Consider the following 21,731-nt stretch of genomic DNA (forward strand, 5'->3'; position numbering starts at 1 on the left):
ACAAAATTTATTACAATTTAAAAATAAAACATTATGAAAAAAGTAGCAGTAATTGGTGCCACAGGATTTGTAGGAGCACACATCGTAACAGAATTGGCAGACAGAGGATATGCCGTGGAAGCTTTGGTAAGAGATGCCTCAAAGGTAAAAACACAGGAAAATGTAACGGCAAAAAGTGTAGACGTAAATAATGTAAGCGAATTAGCCGAAGCTTTAAAGGGAAGTGATGCCGTAATCAGTGCATTCAATGCAGGATGGACGAATCCTAACCTTTATAACGATTTCCTTAACGGCTCTGAAAATATTGAAAAAGCAGTAGAAGAGTCAGGCGTGAAAAGACTGATTGTGGTTGGAGGAGCAGGAAGCCTTTATACTCCGGATAACGTACAGATCGTAGATACACCGGATTTCCCTGATGCATATAAGCCGGGAGCAACAGCAGCAAGAGATTATTTAAATAAGATCAAAGAAAACAATACCCTGGATTGGACTTTCTTCAGCCCTGCTATTGAAATGAATCAGGCGAATGTAGGAACAAGAACAGGGCAATACAGAACTTCACTGGAAACTCCCGTATTTGATGAGAACGGAAGAAGCCGCCTTTCTGTAGAAGATGTAGCAGTGGCTTTGGTGGATGAACTGGAGCAGAATAACCACATCCGTGAACGTTTCACTGCAGCGTATTAATGTAAAGAAACAAAAATGCTTAAAAAGAAATTATTATCGTTGATAACCCTTTTAGGATTCATCAGCATATTCGCGGGAAACCTGAAGGTCAAAGTATACAACCCCGGAACCAAGGCTATTTTTCCGATCACTTCCACGATTATTTATGGAGATAAAGACGCTGTTCTTATCGATGCCCAGTTCCAGAAACAGTATGCGGAAGAACTGGTAAAAGAAATAAAAGCAACCGGAAAAAACCTGAAAACCATCTTTATTTCTCATAGTGATCCTGATTTTTACTTTGGACTGGATGTGATTAAAAAGGCTTTCCCTGGTGCGAAGATTATGTCTACAGCGCAGACTGCTTATCTTATTTCCGCTTCAAAAGATGATAAGATGACCGTCTGGAAACCACAGCTGAAGGCAGATGCTCCTTCAGAAATCATTATTCCCGAAGCTGTAACAGCCATTCCGGATCTGGAAGGAAATACAATAGAGATCAGACAGAATCCTGATGATCCTGCACACAGTTTCCTTTGGATTCCTTCCATTAAAACAATTGCAGGCGGAATTTCAGTATCTGTAGATTCCCATCTTTGGATGGCGGATACCCAGAATGTGAAAGCTATAGATCAGTGGATTGGGCAGATTGATGCGATGAAGGCATTGAAGCCTGAACAGGTAATTCCGTCACATTTTGCCAAAGAATCCCTATCTCCGGCATCTCTTGATTTTGTAAAAAGTTACCTTGAAAATTATAAGAAAGCCGTTACAGAGAATAAAACAGCTTCTGCTATTGTAGATTTTATGGTGAAAAAATATCCGGCTTTACCAGGAAAAGAAGAACTGGAAATGGGAGTGAAAGTATTCTTAGGAGAAATGGCCTGGGATTTGAAATCACCGTATCCCGCAATTGGTAAGAAGGTTGAAGTGGATTTTGGAACCGTTAAATTTATTCTGGATTTTAAAGATCATAAAACAATGACCTTTACCGGAACTGCAGGAAGTTCAAAAAACAGTACGGATACCGTAGAATATACGGCAACAGAAGTGGCCAAAAATGTTTTTATGGTATATTGGCACGAACCCCACCTGAAATTCAATGTGACTCATATTCAGGATTACAATAAAAATATTGTGTATTCTAATATTGCAGGACCAGACGGTACTTTTGTCCATCCAAAAGGAACGATGAAAATTTTAAAATAATAAATTCAACAGGAGCGGGCTTTAGCCCGCTCTTTCATTGTAAAAATTTCATTGGCTTCAGCCCAACCTATTTTAAATCAAAGAAATTTAAAACAGTGGATTTTTACCGCAGATTTCACAGCTTATGGTCTTTGCCCAAGAATCTGCATAATCAGTCAGATCAGCAGAAAGCATTAAATTTTGTGCTGTTTGCATTTGGTCTGCAGGCCTTAAAATAAAAAGCTGTCTCCGGTGAGACAGCTTTCTTTTATAGATTCATAAACAATTTCGGATTCACCGGAGTATTGTTTTTGTGTACTTCATAATGAAGATGTGGCCCTGTAGAACGTCCGGAATTTCCGGATTTTGCAATAACCTGGCCTACTTTCACTTTATCATTCACTTTAGAAACGAGTTGTGATAAGTGTCCGTATAAAGTCGCAAGCCCGTTTCCGTGAGAAACAATTACACAATTTCCATAACCGCCTTTCTGACCAGAGAAAATGACTGTTCCGGCAGCAGCAGCTCTTACATCAGAGCCATAAGCAACCGCTATATCAAGCCCTTTGTGGAACTGCATCTGGTCTGCTTCAGCAGGGGGATTGTTTTTTTCAGCAGGCATTGCTTTAGAACCATTTACTGCAACAGTTTTAGTTACAGCAGATGCCGCAGGAGCAGAAGCAACGGGTGCCGCTTTGGGAGTTACCATTACTTTTACTTCTCTTTTATTGCCATAGCTGTCAGTAAGTTCAATGATTTTCTCCACAGGTTCAGCCTTTACTTCAGGCTTTGGAGCCGCAGCTGCTACAGGTTTGGCTTCAGCAGTATTGGGCTTTACGGAAGCGTAAACGGTTTTGAATGGGATAGGATTTTTTCTCACTCCGAAATTGGATGAAATATACCCGTCTGTAGGCATTCCCAATGGTACCTGCATCAGTTTTTTCTGAAGGTCCATCAGATACTGGCTGTATCGGTTGGCTTGTTTGGACAGATAAACGGAATTTGAAATACTGTCCTGATCAAGCATCATCAGTTTTGCATTGGAAATATCCTTGGATTTAAGGAAAGAATTGAGCTGATCTACGGTCTGATCCACCAAAGTGAGATCTGTTTTCATTTTTAAATAATCTACACTGTCTTTTTCAGTGTTTATTTTGACAAGGTTTACCTCATAGTTTTTGTCATCCTTTTCAGAAAAAAGTTTGGCAATAAAGATACCTTGAGCAAAAACTACTAGTAAAAGTCCTCCCAGGAGAATGTTTACGTTCTTCTTGCTGTTTAGAAATTTTTTCATATTTCTTCTCTTAATAAATTTTAAAACGGTTTTAAGGCTGTAAATTTAATTAAAAATAAACAATGAAGGATATTCTTAATGAAAATTCAGTTTTTTCTGTATCAAACGCAGAATTAGATATTTAATTGTGCGGAGGTGTTAATTTTTTCAAAAAAAAGTTTTTATCATGCCTTCAAAACCTCCCGTTAAATCTTTGTTTAATATATTTGCAGTTCACATTCCAATTATGGCTAAAAAGAAAACAATTTCAGAATCTTCGAATCCCAAAAAGAGTAAAAACGATGTTTCTGTAGGGGTAGTAGGGAGCGGAAGTTTTGCAACCGCTATTGTAAAAATGCTTGTTGAAAACTGTAAAGTAGTACACTGGTGTGTAAGAAGTGAATTTGTAAAAGGAGCTATCGAACTCAGAGGGCACAACCCAACCTATCTTACCGCTGCTCATTTTAACCTTAAAAGTTTAAAACTGACAACAGATATCAATGAGTTGGTTTCTGCCTGTGATGTAATCGTTTTAGCAACACCATCCATTTATCTGTCTGATACCCTGGATAAGATGACTTGTGACTATTCAGACAAAATATTTGTTTCAGCAATTAAAGGAATTATTCCTAAAGTAAATGATGTGGTAGCCCATTATCTGCGTGATGAATTCAAGATCGGTTTCAGGAATCAGGCCGTTATTGCAGGGCCCTGCCACGCTGAAGAAGTAGCGATGGAAAGACTTTCATACCTTACCATTGCCACAGTGGAAGATGAAACGGCAGAAAAGCTGGAAGGAATTTTCAGTTCAGACTTTATCAAGGTTCAGACCAGTAAAGATATCCTGGGAAATGAGTACAGTGCCATTCTTAAGAACATTTTTGCCATCGGAGCAGGTATCGCAAGCGGGCTGGGTTATGGAGATAACTTTACGGCTGTTTTTGTTTCCAATGCGATCCGTGAAATGGAAACTTTCCTGGAAGCCATCTATGAAGCACCTAGAGATGTGAACGAAAGTGCTTATCTGGGAGACCTTCTGGTAACCGCTTATTCCCTGTTCTCAAGAAACAGGAACCTTGGTAACCTGATCGGAAAAGGATACACCGTGAAATCAGCCATCCAGTCGATGAACATGGTTGCAGAAGGATATTATGCTGCCCAGTCGATCTATAAAACGGCCAAACAGAAAAACCTTAAGCTACCGATTATCGATACCGTATATGCCATTCTTTATGACGGTAAAAATGCAGAAAAGCAATTTAAAAAACTCACTGCAAAACTGAACTAAAAAACAAAGGTTTTATACAGAACCCTGTTCTTAAAAATAGATGAATAACCTTAAGCATTGATGTTTAAGGTTTTTTATTGTTTCATTTTACCGTTTAATTTATGCATATACAGAATTTTGATTCATCATTTCGATGAAACTTTATTGATAATTTCCATGATATTTTATTGTATGGGAAAGAAGATTTTTTCGGGAGAAAATTAACGTGTTAAAATCTTTAAACAGCCTTTAATTTTTAAAACTTTTCCCGAAATTTGAAGTAAAATTTTAAAATTATGTCACAATCGCTTACAAGCAGAACACCGAAACCTAAATACGACGTTGTACTGATAGGAGGCGGAATCATGAGCGCCACTTTAGCAACGCTGCTTCATGAATTTGATCCCAATCTAGAAATCGCTATCTTCGAAAGACTTGGAAGATTTGCCAAGGAAAGTACAGCAGCATGGAACAACGCCGGAACAGGGCACTCCGCTTTTTGTGAGCTAAATTATACGCCGGAAAAACCAGACGGATCCATTGATATCAAAAAAGCAGAAAGCATTGCAGAGCAGTTCGAAATTTCAAAACAGTTCTGGGCGTATCTGATCTCCAAAGGATATATTCATGAGCCTAAAGATTTTATCAACTCATGCCCGCATATGAGTCTTGTATTTGGAGAAAAAGACGCGGAATACCTTAAAAAGAGACACGATAAAATGACAGAATCGGTTCTTTTCTCCGGAATGGAATTTTCTACAGATCATGAAAAACTGAGAGAGTGGATTCCGCTGGTCATGAGCAAAAGAAATAAATCTGAAGTAATGGCAGCCACGAAGATGGATATGGGAACAGATGTGAACTTCGGAACACTGACCAGAAAAATGGGAAGACACCTGCTTGAAGATTCCAATGTAGAGGTATTCTTATATCATGAAGTAAAAGACATTGACCCAAGAGAAGACGGAAAGTGGGAAATGAAAGTGAAAGACAGAATTCACAATCACAAACAGGAAGTTGTTGCTGACTTTGTATTTATCGGCGCCGGAGGATATGCACTTCCGTTACTGGACAGCTCAGACATCAAAGAAAGTGAAGGCTATGGAGGCTTCCCGGTTTCAGGACAATGGCTGGTAACCCATAACCAGGAATTAGTAGAAAAACATCAGGCTAAAGTATATACACAGGCTACTGTAGATGCGCCGCCAATGTCTGTTCCTCACCTTGACCTTAGGATCATTGATGGCCAGAAAGCCCTTCTTTTCGGTCCTTTCGCAGGGTTCTCAACAAAATTCCTGAAAGAAGGAAGCTACCTGGATCTTCCGGAAAGTGTGAATACCAAAAACTTAAAATCATTATTCGGTGCATGGTGGCATAATATTCCCCTTACAAAATACCTTATTCAGCAGGTTGCCATGACCAAAGCTCAGAGAATGCAGCATTTGAGAGAGTTTATCAAAGATGCCAAGGAAGATGATTGGGAACTGAAAGTAGCCGGACAGAGGGTTCAGGTGATTAAAAAAGATGAAAAAGAAGGCGGTAAACTTGAGTTCGGAACTGAAGTGGTAGTCAACAAAGCCGGTACCATCGCATCGCTGCTTGGAGCTTCACCGGGGGCATCAACAGCAGTATACGCCATGCTGGACGTTCTTGAAAAATGTTTCCCTGAAAAATTCCATGGCGAATGGAAAGGGAAGTTACTGGAAATGGTCCCTTCTTACGGCCAAAAACTGGCAGACAACCCGGAACTTACCCAAGAGGTAAGAAATTACACGAAAGAAAAACTGGAATTAGAATATTAACATCAGCAATGGGCAATGAATAATCTGTGTATATAGTATTCATTGCCCATTACCTATTACTCGTAACAACGTGGAAGAAGTAATTGTAAAGCCAGTCATTGTAAAAGAACTTCTGGAATCTCTTCAGGCTAAAGTAGAAGAAGAGAGGCAGGTGATTGTGCACTGTTGCTTTCCGGCATCCCCTTTTTTAGGAAACCTGATCAGGATCTGGCATTCAACCTATCTTTTTGATAACCAGTCCGAGCACAGAAGTAAACTGATTCATGCAGAAAATATTTCCATATCACCTTATTGGACCCCGGTACCTTTTATGCAGGATTTTTGGTTTACCCTGATATTTTCAGGGCTTCCAAAAGATTGTAAAAGTTTTGACTTAAAAGAAGTCATTCCTGAAGAAGGCGGTTTCTTTGTAGAATCTATAAAACGGAATTCATCAGATATCTACCGGGTGAAAATATCAGAATCCTATTAATATGAAAATAAGAGAAGAAAAGCTGGAAAAAATTATTCACTGGGCTGAAAATAACCCGGATATCCGTGCTGTTCTTCTGACCAGTTCGCTGGTGAATCCTTATGCTCCTGTAGATAACTTCAGTGACCTTGATGTGGAGCTGGTTTTTGACCGCAGACAGCCATACGAAATCAATAATGAATGGCTGAACCTTTTCGGTGAGCCTATTTCCATGGTAGAAGAAGATGACACGGTCTTCGACGGGAAACATGCGATGAAAATGGTGCTGTACAAAGACCATGTAAAAGTTGATTTCAAGTTGTACCAGATTTCAGAATTTATTGAAGAGATACAGCAGGAAAACCTTCCCGATGACTGGGATGTCGGTTATAAAGTGCTGATTGATAAAGATGGCCTTACAAAGGATATGAAGTCTCCAACCTATCAGTCGGTCATGATTCGGAAGCCGTCAGAAAAGAAATTTAAGCAATTGCTTAATGACTTCTGGTGGGATACTACTTATGTTGCCAAATGCCTGAAACGTGGAGACATTTTCTATGCTAAATTCATGTCTGAAAATATACTGCGGACAGATTATCTAGTTCCTTTGACCGAATGGTATATTGCTGCTGCCTCTGACTGGAATACTGTCACAACCAATAAACACGGGCGACTGTTCAAAAAATACCTTACAGCTGATCTTTGGAATAGGGTAGAAGCTACATTTTCAGGGAGTGATATCGAAGAAAACTGGACCGCTTTATGGGCTTATGCTGACCTGGTACATGAACTGGGCACATCATTGGCAGAAAAGCTCAGTTTTGAATACCCTTATACCCATGAAAATGATATCCGGAGTTACCTCAAAGAAGTACAGTCAATATCTTAAATCAAGGTAAATTCATTCTGACGGATCAGATTTTCAATACAATATTCAGCAATGGCTGTAATGGTTACAAACGGATTTACCCCAATGGTTCCGGGAATCAGTGATCCATCCAGAACATATAGATTTTCATGCTCTTTCAGTTTTCCGAATTCATTGGTGGCTTCACCCAGAACGCATCCTCCAAGCGGATGGTAACATATATCGGCTCCAAAACCATTATTGAACAGGAAGTGGCTGCGGGTTCCTCCGTTGGCCTTATTCATTTTCCGGACAAAATATTTGGCATTTTCCCTCATCTGGATGGTGTTGTTCTCATTCCAGTCGAGTTTCAGGGTCTGTTTTACTTTATCATAGGTCACTTCTCCCTTTTTATCCACTCTGTTGATCAGTAAATATAATGCGGTGGCAACGTCCATTCCCATAGGTAAAGGTGCTATTTCTGTGAAAAAAGGATGTTCCTTGTCGTCCCAGTTATCAATTCCTCCTACGGGAATTGTAGATTGTTTGGCTCCCGTACCTCCGGACAGTGGTTTTACCCAGTTTCTTCCGGTCATAAAATTTCCGTTATTACCCCATTTTTTTCCAATCTGTTCATTCACAGGAAGATTATTAATTGAATGGGATCTCAGCAGAAGCTGTAGTGTGCCCATCGTTCCGGCTGCAAGGATCAGTTTTTTGCAGTTGAAAGTTTTTTCAGAGACCTTATTGCCTGAAGTATCGATCTGGCGGGCATTCAAGGTATAGCTTTTATCTTCATTAAGCTGAATGGTATCTACACAATGCAGGTCCATGATTTCCAGGTTTCCGGTATCCATTGCTTTTTTGAGGTAGGTTTTATCCAGGCTGTTTTTACCGTAATTGTTCCCGTAGATCACTTCCGTATTAAGGGCAGACCGGGGAACTTCATTCCGGAATTCTTTTTCCATGTATTTAAAATCATAGACATTGGGAACCCTCATGGTTTTAAAACCCGCTTTATGGGCTTCCTCTTCACCCACTCTTGTGAATTTGTAATAAGGACAGTCCTTTAAAAACTGCTCATCAATCACATTTACCTTAAGCTCCCGGCGGACCAGAGGGAAATAATGACTGTAGAATTTTTCGGCATCAAGATCAGGAAACATTTCTTTGAAATAGCTTTCCTTTGGTGTTACAGCCATTCCGCCGTTCACTAGGGAACCTCCGCCTACACCTCTTCCTACCCAGATATTGATATGTTCAAAATCCAGCCGGTCGAGTATGCCGGTGAATGGAGTCAGTGAAAAAATATTCATAAAAGGAGCAATGCTTTTTTTCTTCAGCCATGCTGAGCTTTTGCCGGGTTTTAACAGATTGGAAAACGGGATGCCTGCTTTTTCCCAGTTAAGACCCATTTCAAGCATCAGTACTTTTTTTCCGGCCTCACAAAGACGCAGGGCAGAAACAGCACCGCCATATCCGCTGCCGATGATGATAACAGGAGCATCTGCAGTTTCCTTTAAGATATTGATCTTTTGCTCAGCAGCCCGGAAAAGCTCAGATTGAAGAAAATAAAAGCCGGATATTGCCAAAGCACTTGTCTTGATGAATTTCTTTCTGTCCATGCGCATTGTTTTTCAAAAAGTATGCTAGATAAACGGATGAGAATTTTATTTAAAACAGATTATGCTTTTTTATTACAAATTTAACTTTTGATAGATGGGAAATTCATAGCTTTACTTTATAATTTTAAAATTTCATGAAAAAATATATATTGCTCTTTTTGATCCTGCCCCTATGTTTTTTTGCTCAGAAAAAAGTTTCCCGAGAGGAAATGGAGGTACGGAAATTTCAGAAAGCATTGAATGCAGAATACCTTGATCCGAAAGAGACTCCATTAAGGGGAGATAACTTTAAAAATTTTAAAGAGCATCCGTTTTTTCCGTTTGATATAAAATACAGGGTCACTGCAAAATTTGTCAGAACACAGGATCCTAAACCGTTTGATCTGCCTACATCTTCAGGCAAGACAAAATCTTATCAGGAATATGGTAAAGCTACTTTTACGCTGGATGGAAAACCTTATACGCTTACTTTATACCAAAGCCTGGATCTGATCAAACAAAAGAAGTACAGAGATTATCTTTTTCTTCCGTTCAGAGATGCTACGAATGAAAAAGAAACCTACGGCGGCGGAAAGTATATGGACCTGAAGATTCCTAAGGGAAATACCATTATACTGGATTTTAACCAATCCTACCATCCTTTCTGCGCTTATAATGCCTACGACTATAACTGTCCTATAGTTCCCGAAGAAAATAAGCTTCCTGTAGAGATCCGTGCAGGAGTAATGTACGAAGACATCTATCACCACTAATATTATGATACATTTAAAATTCTTTACCCCGGAACACCTTACCGGAGTCAGCTATGCTTTGGATGAGAATCAGATGCGGTTTACAGCGACGGCTCAACAGGCTTTACAGAACATCAGTGAAAGGGACGATTCCGATGCATTTCCCATAACGATATTTGAGGATGATATTCCCGCAGGTTTTTTTGTCCTTGATTTTGGGAAAGATAAACTGGATCTTACTGATAATCAGGACTCGGTTTTGATACGTTCTCTGTCTGTGAATCCTCAGATGCAGGGAAGAGGAATCGGAAAACGTGCGATGATGAAAGTGGACGAGTTTGTAAGGGAACACTTTAAAAACTGTAATGAACTGGTATTGGCTGTCAATCAAAAAAATGATTCAGCCTATCATATTTACCTTCAGGCGGGCTACATCTATGACGGGAAAACAAGAATCGGAAGAAGCGGACCTCAGTATCTGATGCATAAAAAACTTTAATAAAATTTTAAAACCTTAATTTTCCTTCTGCAGATTTCTTTCCCTAACTTTGAGTAACATCAAACTCAAAATATGGAAATATCACTTCATAACCAGGTTGCTGTCGTTACAGGAGCTTCCAGTGGAATAGGTTCAGGAATTGCAAAATGCTTAGCTGCAGCAGGCGCTGTAGTAGTTGTCAATCATTCTTCAGAAAGATCTTCGGAAGAAGCAAAAGCCGTGCTGAAAGAAATTACAGATGCAGGCGGAAACGGGATCATGTACCAATGTGATGTTTCTAAGGAAGATCAGGTTGTAAAGATGTTTCAGGATGTTGTTGCTCAATTTCAGACCGTGGATATCCTGATCAACAATGCCGGTATTCAGAAAGATGCCAAGTTTACTGAAATGACCATAGATCAGTGGAATGCCGTAATAGGAGTGAATCTGACCGGACAGTTTCTTTGTGCCAGAGAAGCCATCAAGGAATTTTTACGCCGCGGGATAGATCCGTCCCGTTCCAAAGCCTGTGGAAAAATTATTCATATCAGTTCTGTGCATGAAGTTATTCCCTGGGCAGGACATGCCAACTATGCCTCAAGTAAAGGTGCTATCAGGATGCTGATGCAAACCCTGGCCCAAGAATATGGAGCCCATAAGATCCGTGTCAATTCTATCTGTCCGGGAGCTATTCAGACGCCAATCAATAAAGATGCATGGAGTACTCCGGAAGCGTTGGATTCCCTTCTTACCCTTATTCCCTACAACAGGATAGGGCAGCCTCAGGATATAGGAAATCTGGCTGCATTCCTTGCCAGCGACCTTGCCGACTATATTACAGGAACCAGCATTTTTGTTGACGGAGGAATGACAACATTCGAGAGCTTTTCTACCGGCGGATAATATTTCCGGCTTAAAGTTCAGGATTAATTCATAGCTCATTATTTATTACTCTATTCATAATCAGGATTTATGTCAGAAAAAGAAAGGCTTTCAGATATTTTATGGAAAAAATGGGGACCCTACGTCAGCAACCGTGAGTGGGGTCTTGTGCGTGAAGACTACAGTGAAAATGGAGATGCCTGGAACTATACGGGCCATCATACAGCAGAAGCCAAAACCTACAGATGGGGTGAAGAAGGGATCTGCGGGATCTGTGATGACCTTCAGAAGCTGGTGTTTTCCATAGGATTCTGGAATAAAAAAGACCGTATGGTGAAAGAACGTTTCTTTGGTCTTACCAACGGACAGGGAAATCATGGAGAAGATGTAAAGGAATATTTTTATTACCTGGATTCTACGCCTACGCACTCCTACATGAAGATGCTGTACAAATATCCGCAAAATGCATTTCCTTACGAAGATCTGATAAAAACAAATGCGGAAAGAAGCAAAAGCGAACCGGAATATGAGCTGATTGATACAGGTATTTTTGACCACAATGAATACTTCGATATCTTTATTGAATATGCCAAGGAAAGCCAGAATGATATATTGGTGAAATTAACGGTTGTCAATAAGTCCGGGAAACAGGCCCCTCTTGTTATCCTGCCAACTGTCTGGTTCCGGAATACCTGGAATTGGGGCTATGATGATTATAAGCCACAGTTGAATGCTGAAGAAGCCGATCATATTAAAGTCAGTCACAAAGATCTTGAAATCAGAAATATATATGCCAGGCAATCTGCAAAAGTTCTGTTTTGTGATAATGAAACAAATAATGAGAGACTTTACGGATCATCAAATGAATCAAAGTATTGTAAAGATGGGATCAATACATTTGTGATGACGGGAGATTCCCGGGCCGTCAGTCCTGATGCGGGAACAAAAGCTTCTTTTTTTATCGATGAATCTTTCAATGCCGGAGAAACGAAAGTATTTGAGTTCAGGATTTCAGATAAAGATTTGAAAGATCCGTTCCGGGATTTTAATGATATTTTTGAAACAAGGCATAAGGAAGCAGACGACTTTTATGCGGAAATCCAGAAAGGCATTGCCTCTGAAGATGAAAAACTGGTGCAGAGACAGGCATTTGCAGGGATGCTGTGGAATAAAATGTTCTATCATTACAATGTTGAAAAATGGCTGAAAGGAGATCCTGCAGAGGTGCCGCCACCCAGGTCACGGGAAAAGATCAGAAATTATGACTGGAAGCATCTCAATAATGAGCATATTATTTCCATGCCTGATAAATGGGAATATCCATGGTATGCAACCTGGGACCTGGCTTTTCATACCATCAGTTTTTCCCTGATTGATCCGGATTTTGCCAAACATCAGCTGAAACTTTTTCTCTTCGAATGGTATATGCATCCCAACGGACAGCTTCCTGCCTATGAATGGAATTTCAGTGATGTGAATCCTCCTGTACATGCCTGGGCTGTTTTCAGAGTATTTAAAATTGATGAATATCTGAAAGATAAACCCGATCTTGAATTTCTGGAAAGTGCTTTTCAAAAGCTGCTGATGAATTTTACCTGGTGGGTCAATAAAAAAGACACCAATGGAAACAACATCTTTGAAGGAGGCTTTCTGGGGCTTGATAATATAGGGGTATTCGACAGGAATTCTGTGCTTCCCAATGGAGAACAGTTGGAGCAGTCTGACGGTACAAGCTGGATGGCTATGTTTGCCCTGAATATGATGAGGATTGCCTTAGAGCTGGCACTTTACAATAGCGTGTATGAAGAAATGGCCATGAAGTTTTTTGAGCATTTCCTTTCTATTGCCCATTCTCTGGATAATATGGGCGATGAAAATTTCAGCCTTTGGGATGAAGAAGACGAATTTTTTTATGATGCCATTGCTTCCAGCGACGGAACCCACATGTATTTAAGATTACGAACCATTGTAGGACTGATCCCCATGTTTGCCGTTGAGGTGATTGATGATGAAATGATCGAGAATCTTCCCAATTTTAAAAAAAGAATGAAATGGGTCCTGGATAATAAGCCGGAACTGGCCTCACTGGTTTCAAGATGGGAAGTCAAGGGCCAGGATTCCAAGCACCTTTTATCATTGCTTCGGGGGCACCGGCTAAAAAGACTCCTGAAGAGAATGCTGAACCCGGAAGAGTTTTTAAGCGATTATGGGGTAAGAGCCCTTTCTAAAGAGTATGAAAACAATCCCTACACCCTGAATCTCAACGAAACAGATTATTGTGTACAATATACCCCTGCTGAAAGTGACAGCGGGCTTTTCGGAGGAAACAGCAATTGGCGGGGACCGGTCTGGTTTCCTATTAACTTTTTGATTATTGACAGCCTTCAGCGGTTTTTCTTCTATTATAGTCCCGATTTCCTGGTGGAATATCCTACAGGAAGCGGAAATTATTCCAATCTGGATCAGATAGCAGATTCATTAAACAAAAGACTGGCAAAAATATTTCTGAAAGATGAAAACGGAAAAAGACCTGTAAACGGGCAGTATGAAAGATTTCAAACCGATCCTGATTTTAAAGACTATATCCTGTTCTATGAATATTTTCATGGCGATAACGGCCGTGGAGTAGGAGCTTCACATCAGACCGGCTGGACCGGACTTATTGCAAAAATATTACAGCCAAGATTCCCTAAAAAAGAAATGGCAGAGTCTGAAACAGAAATGCCTGGAGATGTCGAAGAAAATAAAGAGTAAATGGTTGAATAATTTTTTACCTTTCATTCAAAGATCTGCTGTATCACTTCCAGTGATGCCGGGGTTTTGAAATCGGTGATATGGTAATGGTAATAGACCAGAAGGCTGTCCAGGAAATCTTTTCTTAAAGAAGAATGAATTTTTGTAGTATAAAAATTTTCAGCATTCAACGCAGTTTTCCAGACTGATGAAATCTCTTCACCGAATAACTGATGAGTAGGAGTAAAGGAAAATGTTCCTGTTTCAGGATCTAAAAACTTTCCGTCGTTCAATAGGGGGGCTACCCCCTGGATCTTCAGTACAGCAATCAGGAAAAGAATGTGAGCCTGATAGTTTCTGTTGATCAGTTCATTGATCAGTTTCTCAATTTCAACATAGATCTGGAGATTTTTATTTTCATATCTGAGAATATGGCTTAAAAAATCTGAAATAAAAAAGATCACGGTGTTGGCTTTTATATCCGTATCAATATCAGTATTCCTGATCAGCTCAAATTTTGAAACGGAAGGGATTCCATTGCCTTTTACGGGATTTACTGAAAAAACAAGTTGGTTCAACGGTTGTAGCAGGGCTTTCTTTTTATTCTTTTTAGAATAGACTCCTTTTAAGAAATAACTCTGAAAACCCTCTTCTTCTGTAAAACAATGCAGTACAGCATCATTTTCTCCATATTTAATATAGGAAAGTAAAAAACCGTTTTGTAAATTCATTAATTGACTACTCCTATTTTGGCTGTCGCTTTATCAGATCCGTCCTCATTGGTCATCAGTACAAAATACATTCCTGAAGCCACTCTGGTTCCTTTCTGATTGTTAAGATCCCACTCATAATATCCTCCTCTTGCCACGGCTGAATGCACTACGTTTCCGGCAGCATCTACAATTCTTATGTTGGTTTTTTCTGCCAGACCTTTGATGGTAACTTTTCCTTTGAAATTAGAGTAAACAACCGGGTTGGGATAAACCAGCACATCTCCGAAGTTCGCTGTTACATCTGCTACATCTCCCTGGTAGGTTACAATACCATTATACGTTACAAAATAAACTTTACCTGTCTTTTTATCTATTTTTATATCTGTGACATTGTTGGTAGGAAGTGGCGAATTCTCCCGGGTAAAGTGCTTGATGGTTTTCTGACCGTCAGACGACAGATAGTATACCCCGCCTCCTTCTACAGAAACCCATTTATGATCTCCGGCATCTACAGCAATCTGAAGAATGGCAGAATCTCTGAAAAGTTCTTCGCCAAGGCCGTTTTGCTCAATGATTATAGGTTCGGCTTTAGGCTGTGATGATTTTATTTCGGAAGCAGCATTCTGCAGTACTCTTATTCCCCCATAAGTACCAATCCAGGCGTCTCCGGCCTTATCAAATGCTACAGATAATGTTCCTTCCTTAAATCCGTTAGGTTCTCCCAAAATGTAGTCTGTATCATCAGAAAGATTGGTGGGGTTGTTATAATTATACGTCCAGAAATTAAGGGATCGCGGTAGAGGAACCCATAACATGTTTTCATGCAAAACAGGCTTCTGCACCGTTTCACTTGAAATGACAAGCGGTTTTACAATAAAGTTATCTGCCGCTTTATCATAAATAGCCATAGTAGCACTTACACCATTATTAAACCCTACAGATACGAAAATATTATTTTGCGAATCAGTAGCAAATCCTACCGGTCTTCGGGTGTATGGGTTAGCATCTAAATTATAATATTTTACCAGGTCAAAGTCCTTATTGCTGGCATTGTATTTCATTTTGTAGACCCCATTGTCAAACATCGTATAATTGGTAAAAAGGACCTCGCTATTGTCAGTTGGATTGAGAATAGCATCCAATACATTAATATATCTGGAATTATTATTGAAAAAAGAAGGGTAGATCCATTCAGTTCCGTTAAAATAATAGAATCCCGGTTTTTTAGGATTGTTGACAGGGTGGTTATAGTTATTAATTCTGGCTCCTGATGAAACCAAAAGCTGGTTATTATCGAATAAATTAATATTATAGGCAAAATTGAAATGTGGACCTGAAGGTTTATACGTCACATTACTTTCGTCTTTTATTCCTGACAAAACTGTTCCACTCAGTATTTTACCACCGGATGTGATGGCGGTGTTACATTCTTCTCCCGGGCTTATGGCATTCTGTGCGATTCCGTTCATCCCGTAGGTGTAGATCCTGGTATCAGTAACTACAATATTGTTGGATGATATAACAACGTCACGGATGTCACTGAATGAAGTCGGAAGCTGTGTAGGAGTTCCATTATTGTACATGAATGCTGCCGTTGCAGACGAAAAAACAAGTTCCGATTCAGAATCTATATGCTTGAAAGAGCCGGGAACTTCCGTTTTCCAGGTAGTGTATACCGGGAAAGTGGTATTCAGCTCATGACTTTTCAGACCGCTTTTGGTAACAGAATATACCTTGTTCCCAAATATGGTTGCTTCGTTGCTGGCTTCATAAGTTCCGCCCGTTATAAAGAATGCGGAATCCCCGAATTCTTTGTTATTCATATTAAATATGGAAACACCATAACCTACGGAAATCACCGCCTGGTTTCCGTGTATAGAAATATGATTGATCCTCTTATCTCCACTGTAACCTGCCGCAATAGGAATATCAACAATATATTTGATCTCCTGCGGAGTAATAACATCCATGGAACCATTATCATAACCAATCAGTCCTGTTTTGGTCTGAGGATTATAATCGAAGGCTGTTATACCGATGTTATGAAGCCCATTGGCTTTAGACAGCTTTGTAATCTCTCCCGTTGCTATTGTATAATAGAATATTCCGTTTTCTGTAGCTGCAATAATTTTCCCATTATCCTCTTTCATAGCGAAGACATTGTTGTAAGAGAAAAGATCCGCCCATTTTTTGGATGAAATGACCTGTGCTTTAGTAAACTGCAGAGAGGCTAAAATACCAAGAGAAATTATAGAGAGTTTTTTCATATTATGCTGTTATGCTGCTGTCTATTACCTGATTATTCCAGGAGATATGCTTTACGTTTTTGTTTGTATCAAAATAAAAATCTATCCTGCCTAAAAGAAGACCTGCCCATCCCACCTGGTTGACAAGAACATTTTTACCCTGTCTGTTGGTGAAAGTCTGAGGTTCCGGAAGGAAGGTATGGGTATGGCCGCCTAAGATTATATCAATATTTTCCGTATTGGCTGCCAGGATTTTATCACTTATTTTACCAGGTTCGTCTCTGTAATCGTAGCCTATGTGTGAAAGGCAGATCACAAGATCACATTTTTGTTCTTTTTTCAGGAAATTTGAATAATGCTGTGCTACATCAACCGGGTTGGTGTAAACGGTTTCAGCATATTGCTTTTTGCCTACAAGACCGTCCAGTTGGATTCCGACCCCGAAAATTCCCACTTTAATTCCATTCTTGTTGAAGATTTTATAAGGGGAAGTTTTTCCGTCCAGAATCGTATTTTTAAAATCATAATTGGAACAGATAAACGGAAACTTCGCATTAGGAAGTACTTTTGAGAACCCTTCCAATCCGTTATCAAAATCATGATTCCCCATGGTAGAAGCATCGTACTTCATCATAGACATTAGTTTGAATTCCAGTTCCCCGCCAAAGAAATTAAAATACGGTGTTCCCTGGAAAATATCTCCTGAATCAAGAAGCAGTACATTGCTTTCCTGATTTCTGATCTGCTGAATTAAGCTAGCTCTTCTTGCAAAGCCTCCCTGATTAGGATTTTTGGTATAGCTTGCGTCAAAAGGCTCTATTCTGCTATGCTGGTCATTGGTATGAAGAATAGTCAGTTTATTTGCGGATTTTAAATCAAGAATTTTGAGTTCTTCCGCCATCATCATATTGGGAGCTAAGGCCATTGCCAAAGATCCGCCACCTATTGCTTTTAAAAAACTTTTTCTATCCATTACTTCTTACCTGTAAAATTTAAACGAACATCCGTAGCAGGAACTATTTCAGGATTTTTCTTGAACCATTCAATGTATAAATCCCTGAGCTTTACTCCTGTAGCGATTGATTCTCCCTTTGAGAAAAACTTCATATTGTCACCGCCCAGAGCAAGATAGTCTGATGTAGCAATATAGTAGTCACGGTTCGGATCTACTGTTTTTCCGTTAATTAAAGATTGGGTTAACTGTCCGTTTTTGGTTTCTATGTATAAATGAGAGACCGGATTATTGACCTGTGTTTTCGCATAATACTCAAAAAGTCCGGCCAAATCTGCACCTTTCATTTTCACAATAATCAGTTCATTCTCGAAGGGCATTACTTCAAAAAGATTTTTCAGCATAATATCACCTTTCCCGATCGTAGTCCGGATTCCTCCGATATTGATCAATGCTGCATCCACATTTTGTTTAAGGTGGGTTTTCGCCCATGCATCTCCTCCTTCAAGAGTGTAATCGGCTAAAAGATTTCCCAGATTGCTGTTGTCCCCCTGCTTTGTAAGATCCACATTGGTATGTGATATCTTCTGGTTCATTTCTTTATCCAGTTTCTGCTTATAGGGTTCAATAAACTTTACAAACTCCTCATCATTTTTCAGCTCATTATTAATAGAAATATTTTTCTGGGTTTTCACGTCAGCAAGCTGCAGCGTAGAAGCTGTTTTGCATGCTGTAAGCGAAGCCAGAGCAATTCCTAGTAACAAGAATTTATTTTTCATATGTTGTAAATTATTTTAATAAGGTCATATGCAACCGCCGGTTCTTTTGTGTTTTTGATAAACAATTCATGTCTTAGCGATTTCATAATATCTTTTAGTATATGCAAATATAACTATATGTATAATAAAACATTATTATTTATTATAAATTCTTACGGTAAATGATTAAATTTGGCAAAAATAATTCGAACAGATGAGCATTTTAAAAGGAGTAGGTGTTGCGTTGGTGACGCCCTTTAATGAAGATTTATCCGTTGACTTTGACAGTTTAACAAAACTTGTTGAGTATAATATTGAAAACGGAACCAATTATTTGGTAGTATTGGGAACTACGGCAGAGGCCGCAACGCTTTCTGATGAAGAGAAGAAACAGGTAATTGAGCATATCATTAAGGTGAATAATAAACGTCTTCCATTGGTATTGGGAATTGGCGGCAACAATACTCTTGAAGTCAAGAAACAGATTGAAGAAGCAGACCTTTCTGCATTTGAAGCCGTACTTTCTGTATCTCCTTACTATAACAAACCTAACCAGGAAGGCCTTTACCAGCACTATAAAGCACTGGCTTCTACCGGTAAGAATATCATTATTTATAATGTGCCTTCAAGAACAGGACAGAATGTTGAAGCAGATACGACTATCCGCCTTGCAAAAGAGTTTTCCAACCTTTTTATGATCAAAGAAGCAGCACCGAATATTCTACAGTATTTCGATATTCTGAGAAAGAAACCTGAAGGATTCTCTTTAGTTTCCGGAGATGATGAATATACACTTCCGGTGACTCTGGCAGGTGGAAACGGAGTGATTTCTGTCATAGGGCAGGCCTATCCGAAAGAATTTTCCACGATGGTTCAGCTGGCATTTGATGGTAAAGTGAAAGAGGCATATGAAATCCACAATAAACTGGTTGAGATTACCCGTCTGATTTTTGCAGAAGGAAACCCTTGTGGTATTAAAGTAGTATTGGCTGAAAAGGGAATCATTAAAAATTACTTAAGACTTCCTTTAGTAGCTGCTTCAGAAGGCCTTTATGCAAAAATCAAAGCTGAAATGGCAACTATTTAACAATTACACTGAATAGTAACGTTCAGTATGATTTGTAACCAGGCAGTCATGTTTTACTATTCATTAATTAAAATATAATCAGGTGAAAAGCTCAGGCTTTTCACTTTTTTTAATCATCAAACACTTTATATTATTTAAATTATGAAATTTATACAAGCTACAGAAAATGACATTCCCCTGATTCAGAACCTGGCCCGCAGATCGTGGGAGAAAGCGTATGCTGATATTCTTTCGGCAGAGCAGATGGAATATATGCTGTCTGAAATGTATTCTGACACCGAAATTAAAAAACATCTCCTGAATCCCGATTATCACTATTACCTGATCCAGGATGAGGATCTTTCCTATGACGGTTTCATCGGCTACGAGCACAATTATGAAGAAAAATCTACCAAACTGCACCGCATTTATCTGGTACCGGAAAGTAAAGGAAAAGGATTGGGAAAAGCAGCACTTCAGTTTCTGAATCATAAAGTCTCTGAAAACGGAAACAACAGGATTATTCTGAATGTGAATAAACACAATGCTGCCAGAAACTTCTATGAATCCCAGGGATACAGGGTATATGACGAAGGTGTTTTTGATATCGGTAACGGATTTGTCATGGATGATTATCTGATGGAATTCCTAATTCACATATAATTGACTTAAAATTTTGTAACTTTATCCTGTAATTCTATAACAAGTGATTTCTCTTTTTGAATCATCTTTGCTTCAGAACCAAATCACTTACAATAATACATTCATATGCTTGGTTTTGAGCTGAATCAGCTTTTTATCAGTATATTTTTTTCATCCTTAGTGTTTAAATTCCTGTATTCCCATATACAGGAGTTTTTTTGTATTGATAGTATATTAAAAAAATATACTTCTATTTCACATTCAATTGAAATAAATTGTTATATTTACTAAATATTTGACTTATTTACTACTAGGATGAAAATGTATGTTAAATTTGATTTCAATGCCCTCTGCAAAAAGGTATTGGACGAGAAACTTAAAGAGCACGGTCTGAAGTACCGCTTGCTTAATTTTGGTGAAGTGGAATTTTACGAACCCTTTACCCAGGAACAGCATCATCTTTTTAAGAAAAATCTCGGCGAATATGGTATTGAAATCATAGAAAGTCAGAAGACCGCCCTGGTTCAGAAAATAAAAGATGCGATTGTAGAACTTGTTTTTTCTGATGAAATTATCCCGGTGAAGGCATCCATTTATATTTCTGAAAAGCTGAACCACAGCTATGGGTACCTTTCCAATCTGTTTTCAGAAATTGCTTTTACTTCTATAGAAAATTTTATAATTCTTCAGAAAATAGAGCACGCAAAAGCTTTGATCATCAGAAATAAGCAGAGCCTTACAGAAATTGCCCACAAGCTGAACTATTCCAGTGTGGCGCACCTAAGTACCCAATTTAAAAATACAACAGGAGTCACTCCGTCCCAGTTCCAAAAAATTATAGGAAGAAGAAGAAAAGCCCAGAACACGGCCATAAACCCTAAAATGCAGTATGAATAAAGAATTTCTGAACGTAATAGTAGCAGATAACGATGAAAACACTTTGATTTTTTTTAAAAATATTTTGAAAGAGCTTAAAATCTCTATAAAAGTTCAGTGCTTCAGCAACGGTAAAAGTCTGATGGAATATTTGAATCATGAAGATGCAGTAGTGCCTGAAATCGTTTTTATAAAATACAGAATTCCCGGAAAAGACAGTATGGAATGCTTAGATGAAATTCATTCAGATCTGAAATTCAGTAATATGGTGACCGCCATTTACTCCGAACCGATTCCGGAAGATGAAATTGAAGATATTTTTGTAAAAGGGGCTAATATTTATATGAAAAAACCTGAAGCTTTTGAAGCTCTTAAGAAGGTGCTTACAGAAATTATTACGATCAATTGGCAGTATTATACTTCAGGTCTGAATAAAGATAATTTTATTCTTAAAGTATGATGAATACTCGGTTTTTTGAAATTCCTACGGTTGGGAATAAAATGGTATTTATTGCATACTATTCACAAATAGGTG

Annotated in this window: 20 protein-coding genes; 14 read left to right on the forward strand and 6 right to left on the reverse strand. The window is 38.9% G+C overall.

Annotation, left to right across the window (positions count from 1 at the left end; genetic code table 11):
* Positions 1-33: 33 nt before the first annotated feature.
* On the forward strand, positions 34-687 hold the full coding sequence (locus BBI00_RS19895; RefSeq protein ID WP_065400587.1) for an NAD(P)-dependent oxidoreductase: 654 nt from the start codon (positions 34-36) through the stop codon (positions 685-687).
* Between the two features lie 15 nt (positions 688-702).
* Complete coding sequence (locus tag BBI00_RS19900; protein WP_065400588.1) at positions 703-1,875, forward strand: MBL fold metallo-hydrolase; 1,173 nt, start codon at positions 703-705, stop codon at positions 1,873-1,875.
* Between the two features lie 247 nt (positions 1,876-2,122).
* On the opposite strand, the gene BBI00_RS19905 is transcribed toward BBI00_RS19900, so the two are convergent.
* Positions 2,123-3,148 carry a M23 family metallopeptidase gene (locus tag BBI00_RS19905; protein ID WP_083988598.1) on the reverse strand — a complete coding sequence of 342 codons (1,026 nt, stop codon included), beginning with the start codon at positions 3,146-3,148 and terminating at the stop codon, positions 2,123-2,125.
* 226 nt (positions 3,149-3,374) lie between these two features.
* Between BBI00_RS19905 and BBI00_RS19910 the strand changes: the two genes are divergently transcribed.
* From BBI00_RS19910 to BBI00_RS19925, 4 genes are all read left to right on the forward strand, one after another.
* Positions 3,375-4,415 (forward strand): NAD(P)H-dependent glycerol-3-phosphate dehydrogenase, encoded by a 1,041-nt coding sequence (locus tag BBI00_RS19910; protein WP_065400589.1) that lies wholly within the window; start codon positions 3,375-3,377, stop codon positions 4,413-4,415.
* A 275-nt stretch (positions 4,416-4,690) separates the two neighbouring features.
* Entirely contained in the window at positions 4,691-6,196 is a 1,506-nt protein-coding gene (gene mqo, locus BBI00_RS19915) for a malate dehydrogenase (quinone) (RefSeq protein ID WP_065400590.1), read from the forward strand.
* A 70-nt stretch (positions 6,197-6,266) separates the two neighbouring features.
* Positions 6,267-6,668, forward strand: coding sequence for a hypothetical protein (locus BBI00_RS19920; protein ID WP_065400591.1), 402 nt, complete (start codon positions 6,267-6,269; stop codon positions 6,666-6,668).
* A gap of 1 nt (position 6,669) precedes the next feature.
* Positions 6,670-7,536, forward strand: a complete 867-nt coding sequence (locus tag BBI00_RS19925; protein WP_065400592.1) for an AadS family aminoglycoside 6-adenylyltransferase — start codon at positions 6,670-6,672, stop codon at positions 7,534-7,536.
* Here BBI00_RS19925 and BBI00_RS19930 read toward each other — a convergent pair.
* Positions 7,533-9,119: a GMC family oxidoreductase N-terminal domain-containing protein gene (locus BBI00_RS19930; RefSeq protein WP_065400593.1), complete on the reverse strand. Its 1,587-nt coding sequence runs from the start codon at positions 9,117-9,119 to the stop codon at positions 7,533-7,535. The two genes, BBI00_RS19925 and BBI00_RS19930, sit on opposite strands and share 4 nt — an antisense overlap.
* A 134-nt stretch (positions 9,120-9,253) precedes the next feature.
* Here BBI00_RS19930 and BBI00_RS19935 point away from each other — a divergent pair, with 134 nt between their 5' ends.
* From BBI00_RS19935 to BBI00_RS19950, 4 genes are all read left to right on the forward strand, one after another.
* A complete protein-coding gene (locus BBI00_RS19935) occupies positions 9,254-9,871 on the forward strand; it encodes a DUF1684 domain-containing protein (protein WP_065400594.1) in 618 nt (205 codons plus the stop codon).
* A gap of 4 nt (positions 9,872-9,875) precedes the next feature.
* Positions 9,876-10,349 carry a GNAT family N-acetyltransferase gene (locus BBI00_RS19940; RefSeq protein ID WP_065400595.1) on the forward strand — a complete coding sequence of 158 codons (474 nt, stop codon included), beginning with the start codon at positions 9,876-9,878 and terminating at the stop codon, positions 10,347-10,349.
* Positions 10,350-10,421: 72 nt separating this feature from the next.
* Positions 10,422-11,231, forward strand: a complete 810-nt coding sequence (locus tag BBI00_RS19945) for a glucose 1-dehydrogenase (protein ID WP_065400596.1) — start codon at positions 10,422-10,424, stop codon at positions 11,229-11,231.
* Positions 11,232-11,300: 69 nt separating this feature from the next.
* Positions 11,301-13,964 (forward strand): MGH1-like glycoside hydrolase domain-containing protein, encoded by a 2,664-nt coding sequence (locus BBI00_RS19950; protein WP_065400597.1) that lies wholly within the window; start codon positions 11,301-11,303, stop codon positions 13,962-13,964.
* A gap of 23 nt (positions 13,965-13,987) precedes the next feature.
* On the opposite strand, the gene recO is transcribed toward BBI00_RS19950, so the two are convergent.
* From recO to BBI00_RS19970, 4 genes are read right to left on the reverse strand one after another with little or no spacing between them, the layout of a single operon-like run.
* Positions 13,988-14,674: a DNA repair protein RecO gene (gene recO, locus BBI00_RS19955; RefSeq protein ID WP_065400598.1), complete on the reverse strand. Its 687-nt coding sequence runs from the start codon at positions 14,672-14,674 to the stop codon at positions 13,988-13,990.
* Positions 14,674-16,923, reverse strand: a complete 2,250-nt coding sequence (gene porZ / locus BBI00_RS19960) for a type IX secretion system anionic LPS delivery protein PorZ (RefSeq protein ID WP_065400599.1) — start codon at positions 16,921-16,923, stop codon at positions 14,674-14,676. The genes recO and porZ overlap by 1 nt, the downstream gene beginning before the upstream one ends.
* A 1-nt stretch (position 16,924) precedes the next feature.
* Entirely contained in the window at positions 16,925-17,875 is a 951-nt protein-coding gene (locus tag BBI00_RS19965; protein ID WP_065400600.1) for a bifunctional metallophosphatase/5'-nucleotidase, read from the reverse strand.
* Positions 17,875-18,633, reverse strand: a complete 759-nt coding sequence (locus BBI00_RS19970) for a 5'-nucleotidase C-terminal domain-containing protein (RefSeq protein ID WP_065400601.1) — start codon at positions 18,631-18,633, stop codon at positions 17,875-17,877. Before BBI00_RS19970 ends, BBI00_RS19965 begins: the two co-directional genes overlap by 1 nt.
* Positions 18,634-18,826: 193 nt before the next feature.
* Between BBI00_RS19970 and dapA the strand changes: the two genes are divergently transcribed.
* From dapA to BBI00_RS19990, 4 genes are all read left to right on the forward strand, one after another.
* Positions 18,827-19,699, forward strand: a complete 873-nt coding sequence (gene dapA / locus BBI00_RS19975; RefSeq protein WP_065400602.1) for a 4-hydroxy-tetrahydrodipicolinate synthase — start codon at positions 18,827-18,829, stop codon at positions 19,697-19,699.
* A 141-nt stretch (positions 19,700-19,840) separates the two neighbouring features.
* Positions 19,841-20,341, forward strand: a complete 501-nt coding sequence (locus BBI00_RS19980) for a GNAT family N-acetyltransferase (RefSeq protein ID WP_065400603.1) — start codon at positions 19,841-19,843, stop codon at positions 20,339-20,341.
* Positions 20,342-20,635: 294 nt separating this feature from the next.
* Complete coding sequence (locus BBI00_RS19985) at positions 20,636-21,217, forward strand: helix-turn-helix domain-containing protein (protein WP_065400604.1); 582 nt, start codon at positions 20,636-20,638, stop codon at positions 21,215-21,217.
* A complete protein-coding gene (locus BBI00_RS19990; RefSeq protein ID WP_065400605.1) occupies positions 21,210-21,656 on the forward strand; it encodes a response regulator in 447 nt (148 codons plus the stop codon). The genes BBI00_RS19985 and BBI00_RS19990 overlap by 8 nt, the downstream gene beginning before the upstream one ends.
* The last annotated feature ends 75 nt before the right edge of the window (positions 21,657-21,731 follow it).

It is taken from the genome of Chryseobacterium arthrosphaerae, assembly GCF_001684965.1.
In the GTDB taxonomy this organism is placed as follows: domain Bacteria; phylum Bacteroidota; class Bacteroidia; order Flavobacteriales; family Weeksellaceae; genus Chryseobacterium; species Chryseobacterium arthrosphaerae.

Excerpts from the sequence above, each read along its gene's own strand:
- BBI00_RS19895 (WP_065400587.1), top strand. The coding sequence starts at position 34 with ATGAAAAAAGTAGCAGTAATTGGTGCCACAGGATTTGTAGGAGCACAC.
- porZ (WP_065400599.1), bottom strand. The coding sequence starts at position 16,923 with ATGAAAAAACTCTCTATAATTTCTCTTGGTATTTTAGCCTCTCTGCAG.
- BBI00_RS19985 (WP_065400604.1), top strand. The coding sequence starts at position 20,636 with ATGAAAATGTATGTTAAATTTGATTTCAATGCCCTCTGCAAAAAGGTA.
- BBI00_RS19940 (WP_065400595.1), top strand. The coding sequence starts at position 9,876 with ATGATACATTTAAAATTCTTTACCCCGGAACACCTTACCGGAGTCAGC.
- BBI00_RS19980 (WP_065400603.1), top strand. The coding sequence starts at position 19,841 with ATGAAATTTATACAAGCTACAGAAAATGACATTCCCCTGATTCAGAAC.
- BBI00_RS19925 (WP_065400592.1), top strand. The coding sequence starts at position 6,670 with ATGAAAATAAGAGAAGAAAAGCTGGAAAAAATTATTCACTGGGCTGAA.
- BBI00_RS19935 (WP_065400594.1), top strand. The coding sequence starts at position 9,254 with ATGAAAAAATATATATTGCTCTTTTTGATCCTGCCCCTATGTTTTTTT.
- BBI00_RS19990 (WP_065400605.1), top strand. The coding sequence starts at position 21,210 with ATGAATAAAGAATTTCTGAACGTAATAGTAGCAGATAACGATGAAAAC.
- BBI00_RS19970 (WP_065400601.1), bottom strand. The coding sequence starts at position 18,633 with ATGAAAAATAAATTCTTGTTACTAGGAATTGCTCTGGCTTCGCTTACA.
- BBI00_RS19900 (WP_065400588.1), top strand. The coding sequence starts at position 703 with ATGCTTAAAAAGAAATTATTATCGTTGATAACCCTTTTAGGATTCATC.
- BBI00_RS19930 (WP_065400593.1), bottom strand. The coding sequence starts at position 9,119 with ATGGACAGAAAGAAATTCATCAAGACAAGTGCTTTGGCAATATCCGGC.
- dapA (WP_065400602.1), top strand. The coding sequence starts at position 18,827 with ATGAGCATTTTAAAAGGAGTAGGTGTTGCGTTGGTGACGCCCTTTAAT.
- mqo (WP_065400590.1), top strand. The coding sequence starts at position 4,691 with ATGTCACAATCGCTTACAAGCAGAACACCGAAACCTAAATACGACGTT.
- recO (WP_065400598.1), bottom strand. The coding sequence starts at position 14,674 with ATGAATTTACAAAACGGTTTTTTACTTTCCTATATTAAATATGGAGAA.
- BBI00_RS19965 (WP_065400600.1), bottom strand. The coding sequence starts at position 17,875 with ATGGATAGAAAAAGTTTTTTAAAAGCAATAGGTGGCGGATCTTTGGCA.
- BBI00_RS19950 (WP_065400597.1), top strand. The coding sequence starts at position 11,301 with ATGTCAGAAAAAGAAAGGCTTTCAGATATTTTATGGAAAAAATGGGGA.
- BBI00_RS19910 (WP_065400589.1), top strand. The coding sequence starts at position 3,375 with ATGGCTAAAAAGAAAACAATTTCAGAATCTTCGAATCCCAAAAAGAGT.
- BBI00_RS19945 (WP_065400596.1), top strand. The coding sequence starts at position 10,422 with ATGGAAATATCACTTCATAACCAGGTTGCTGTCGTTACAGGAGCTTCC.
- BBI00_RS19905 (WP_083988598.1), bottom strand. The coding sequence starts at position 3,148 with ATGAAAAAATTTCTAAACAGCAAGAAGAACGTAAACATTCTCCTGGGA.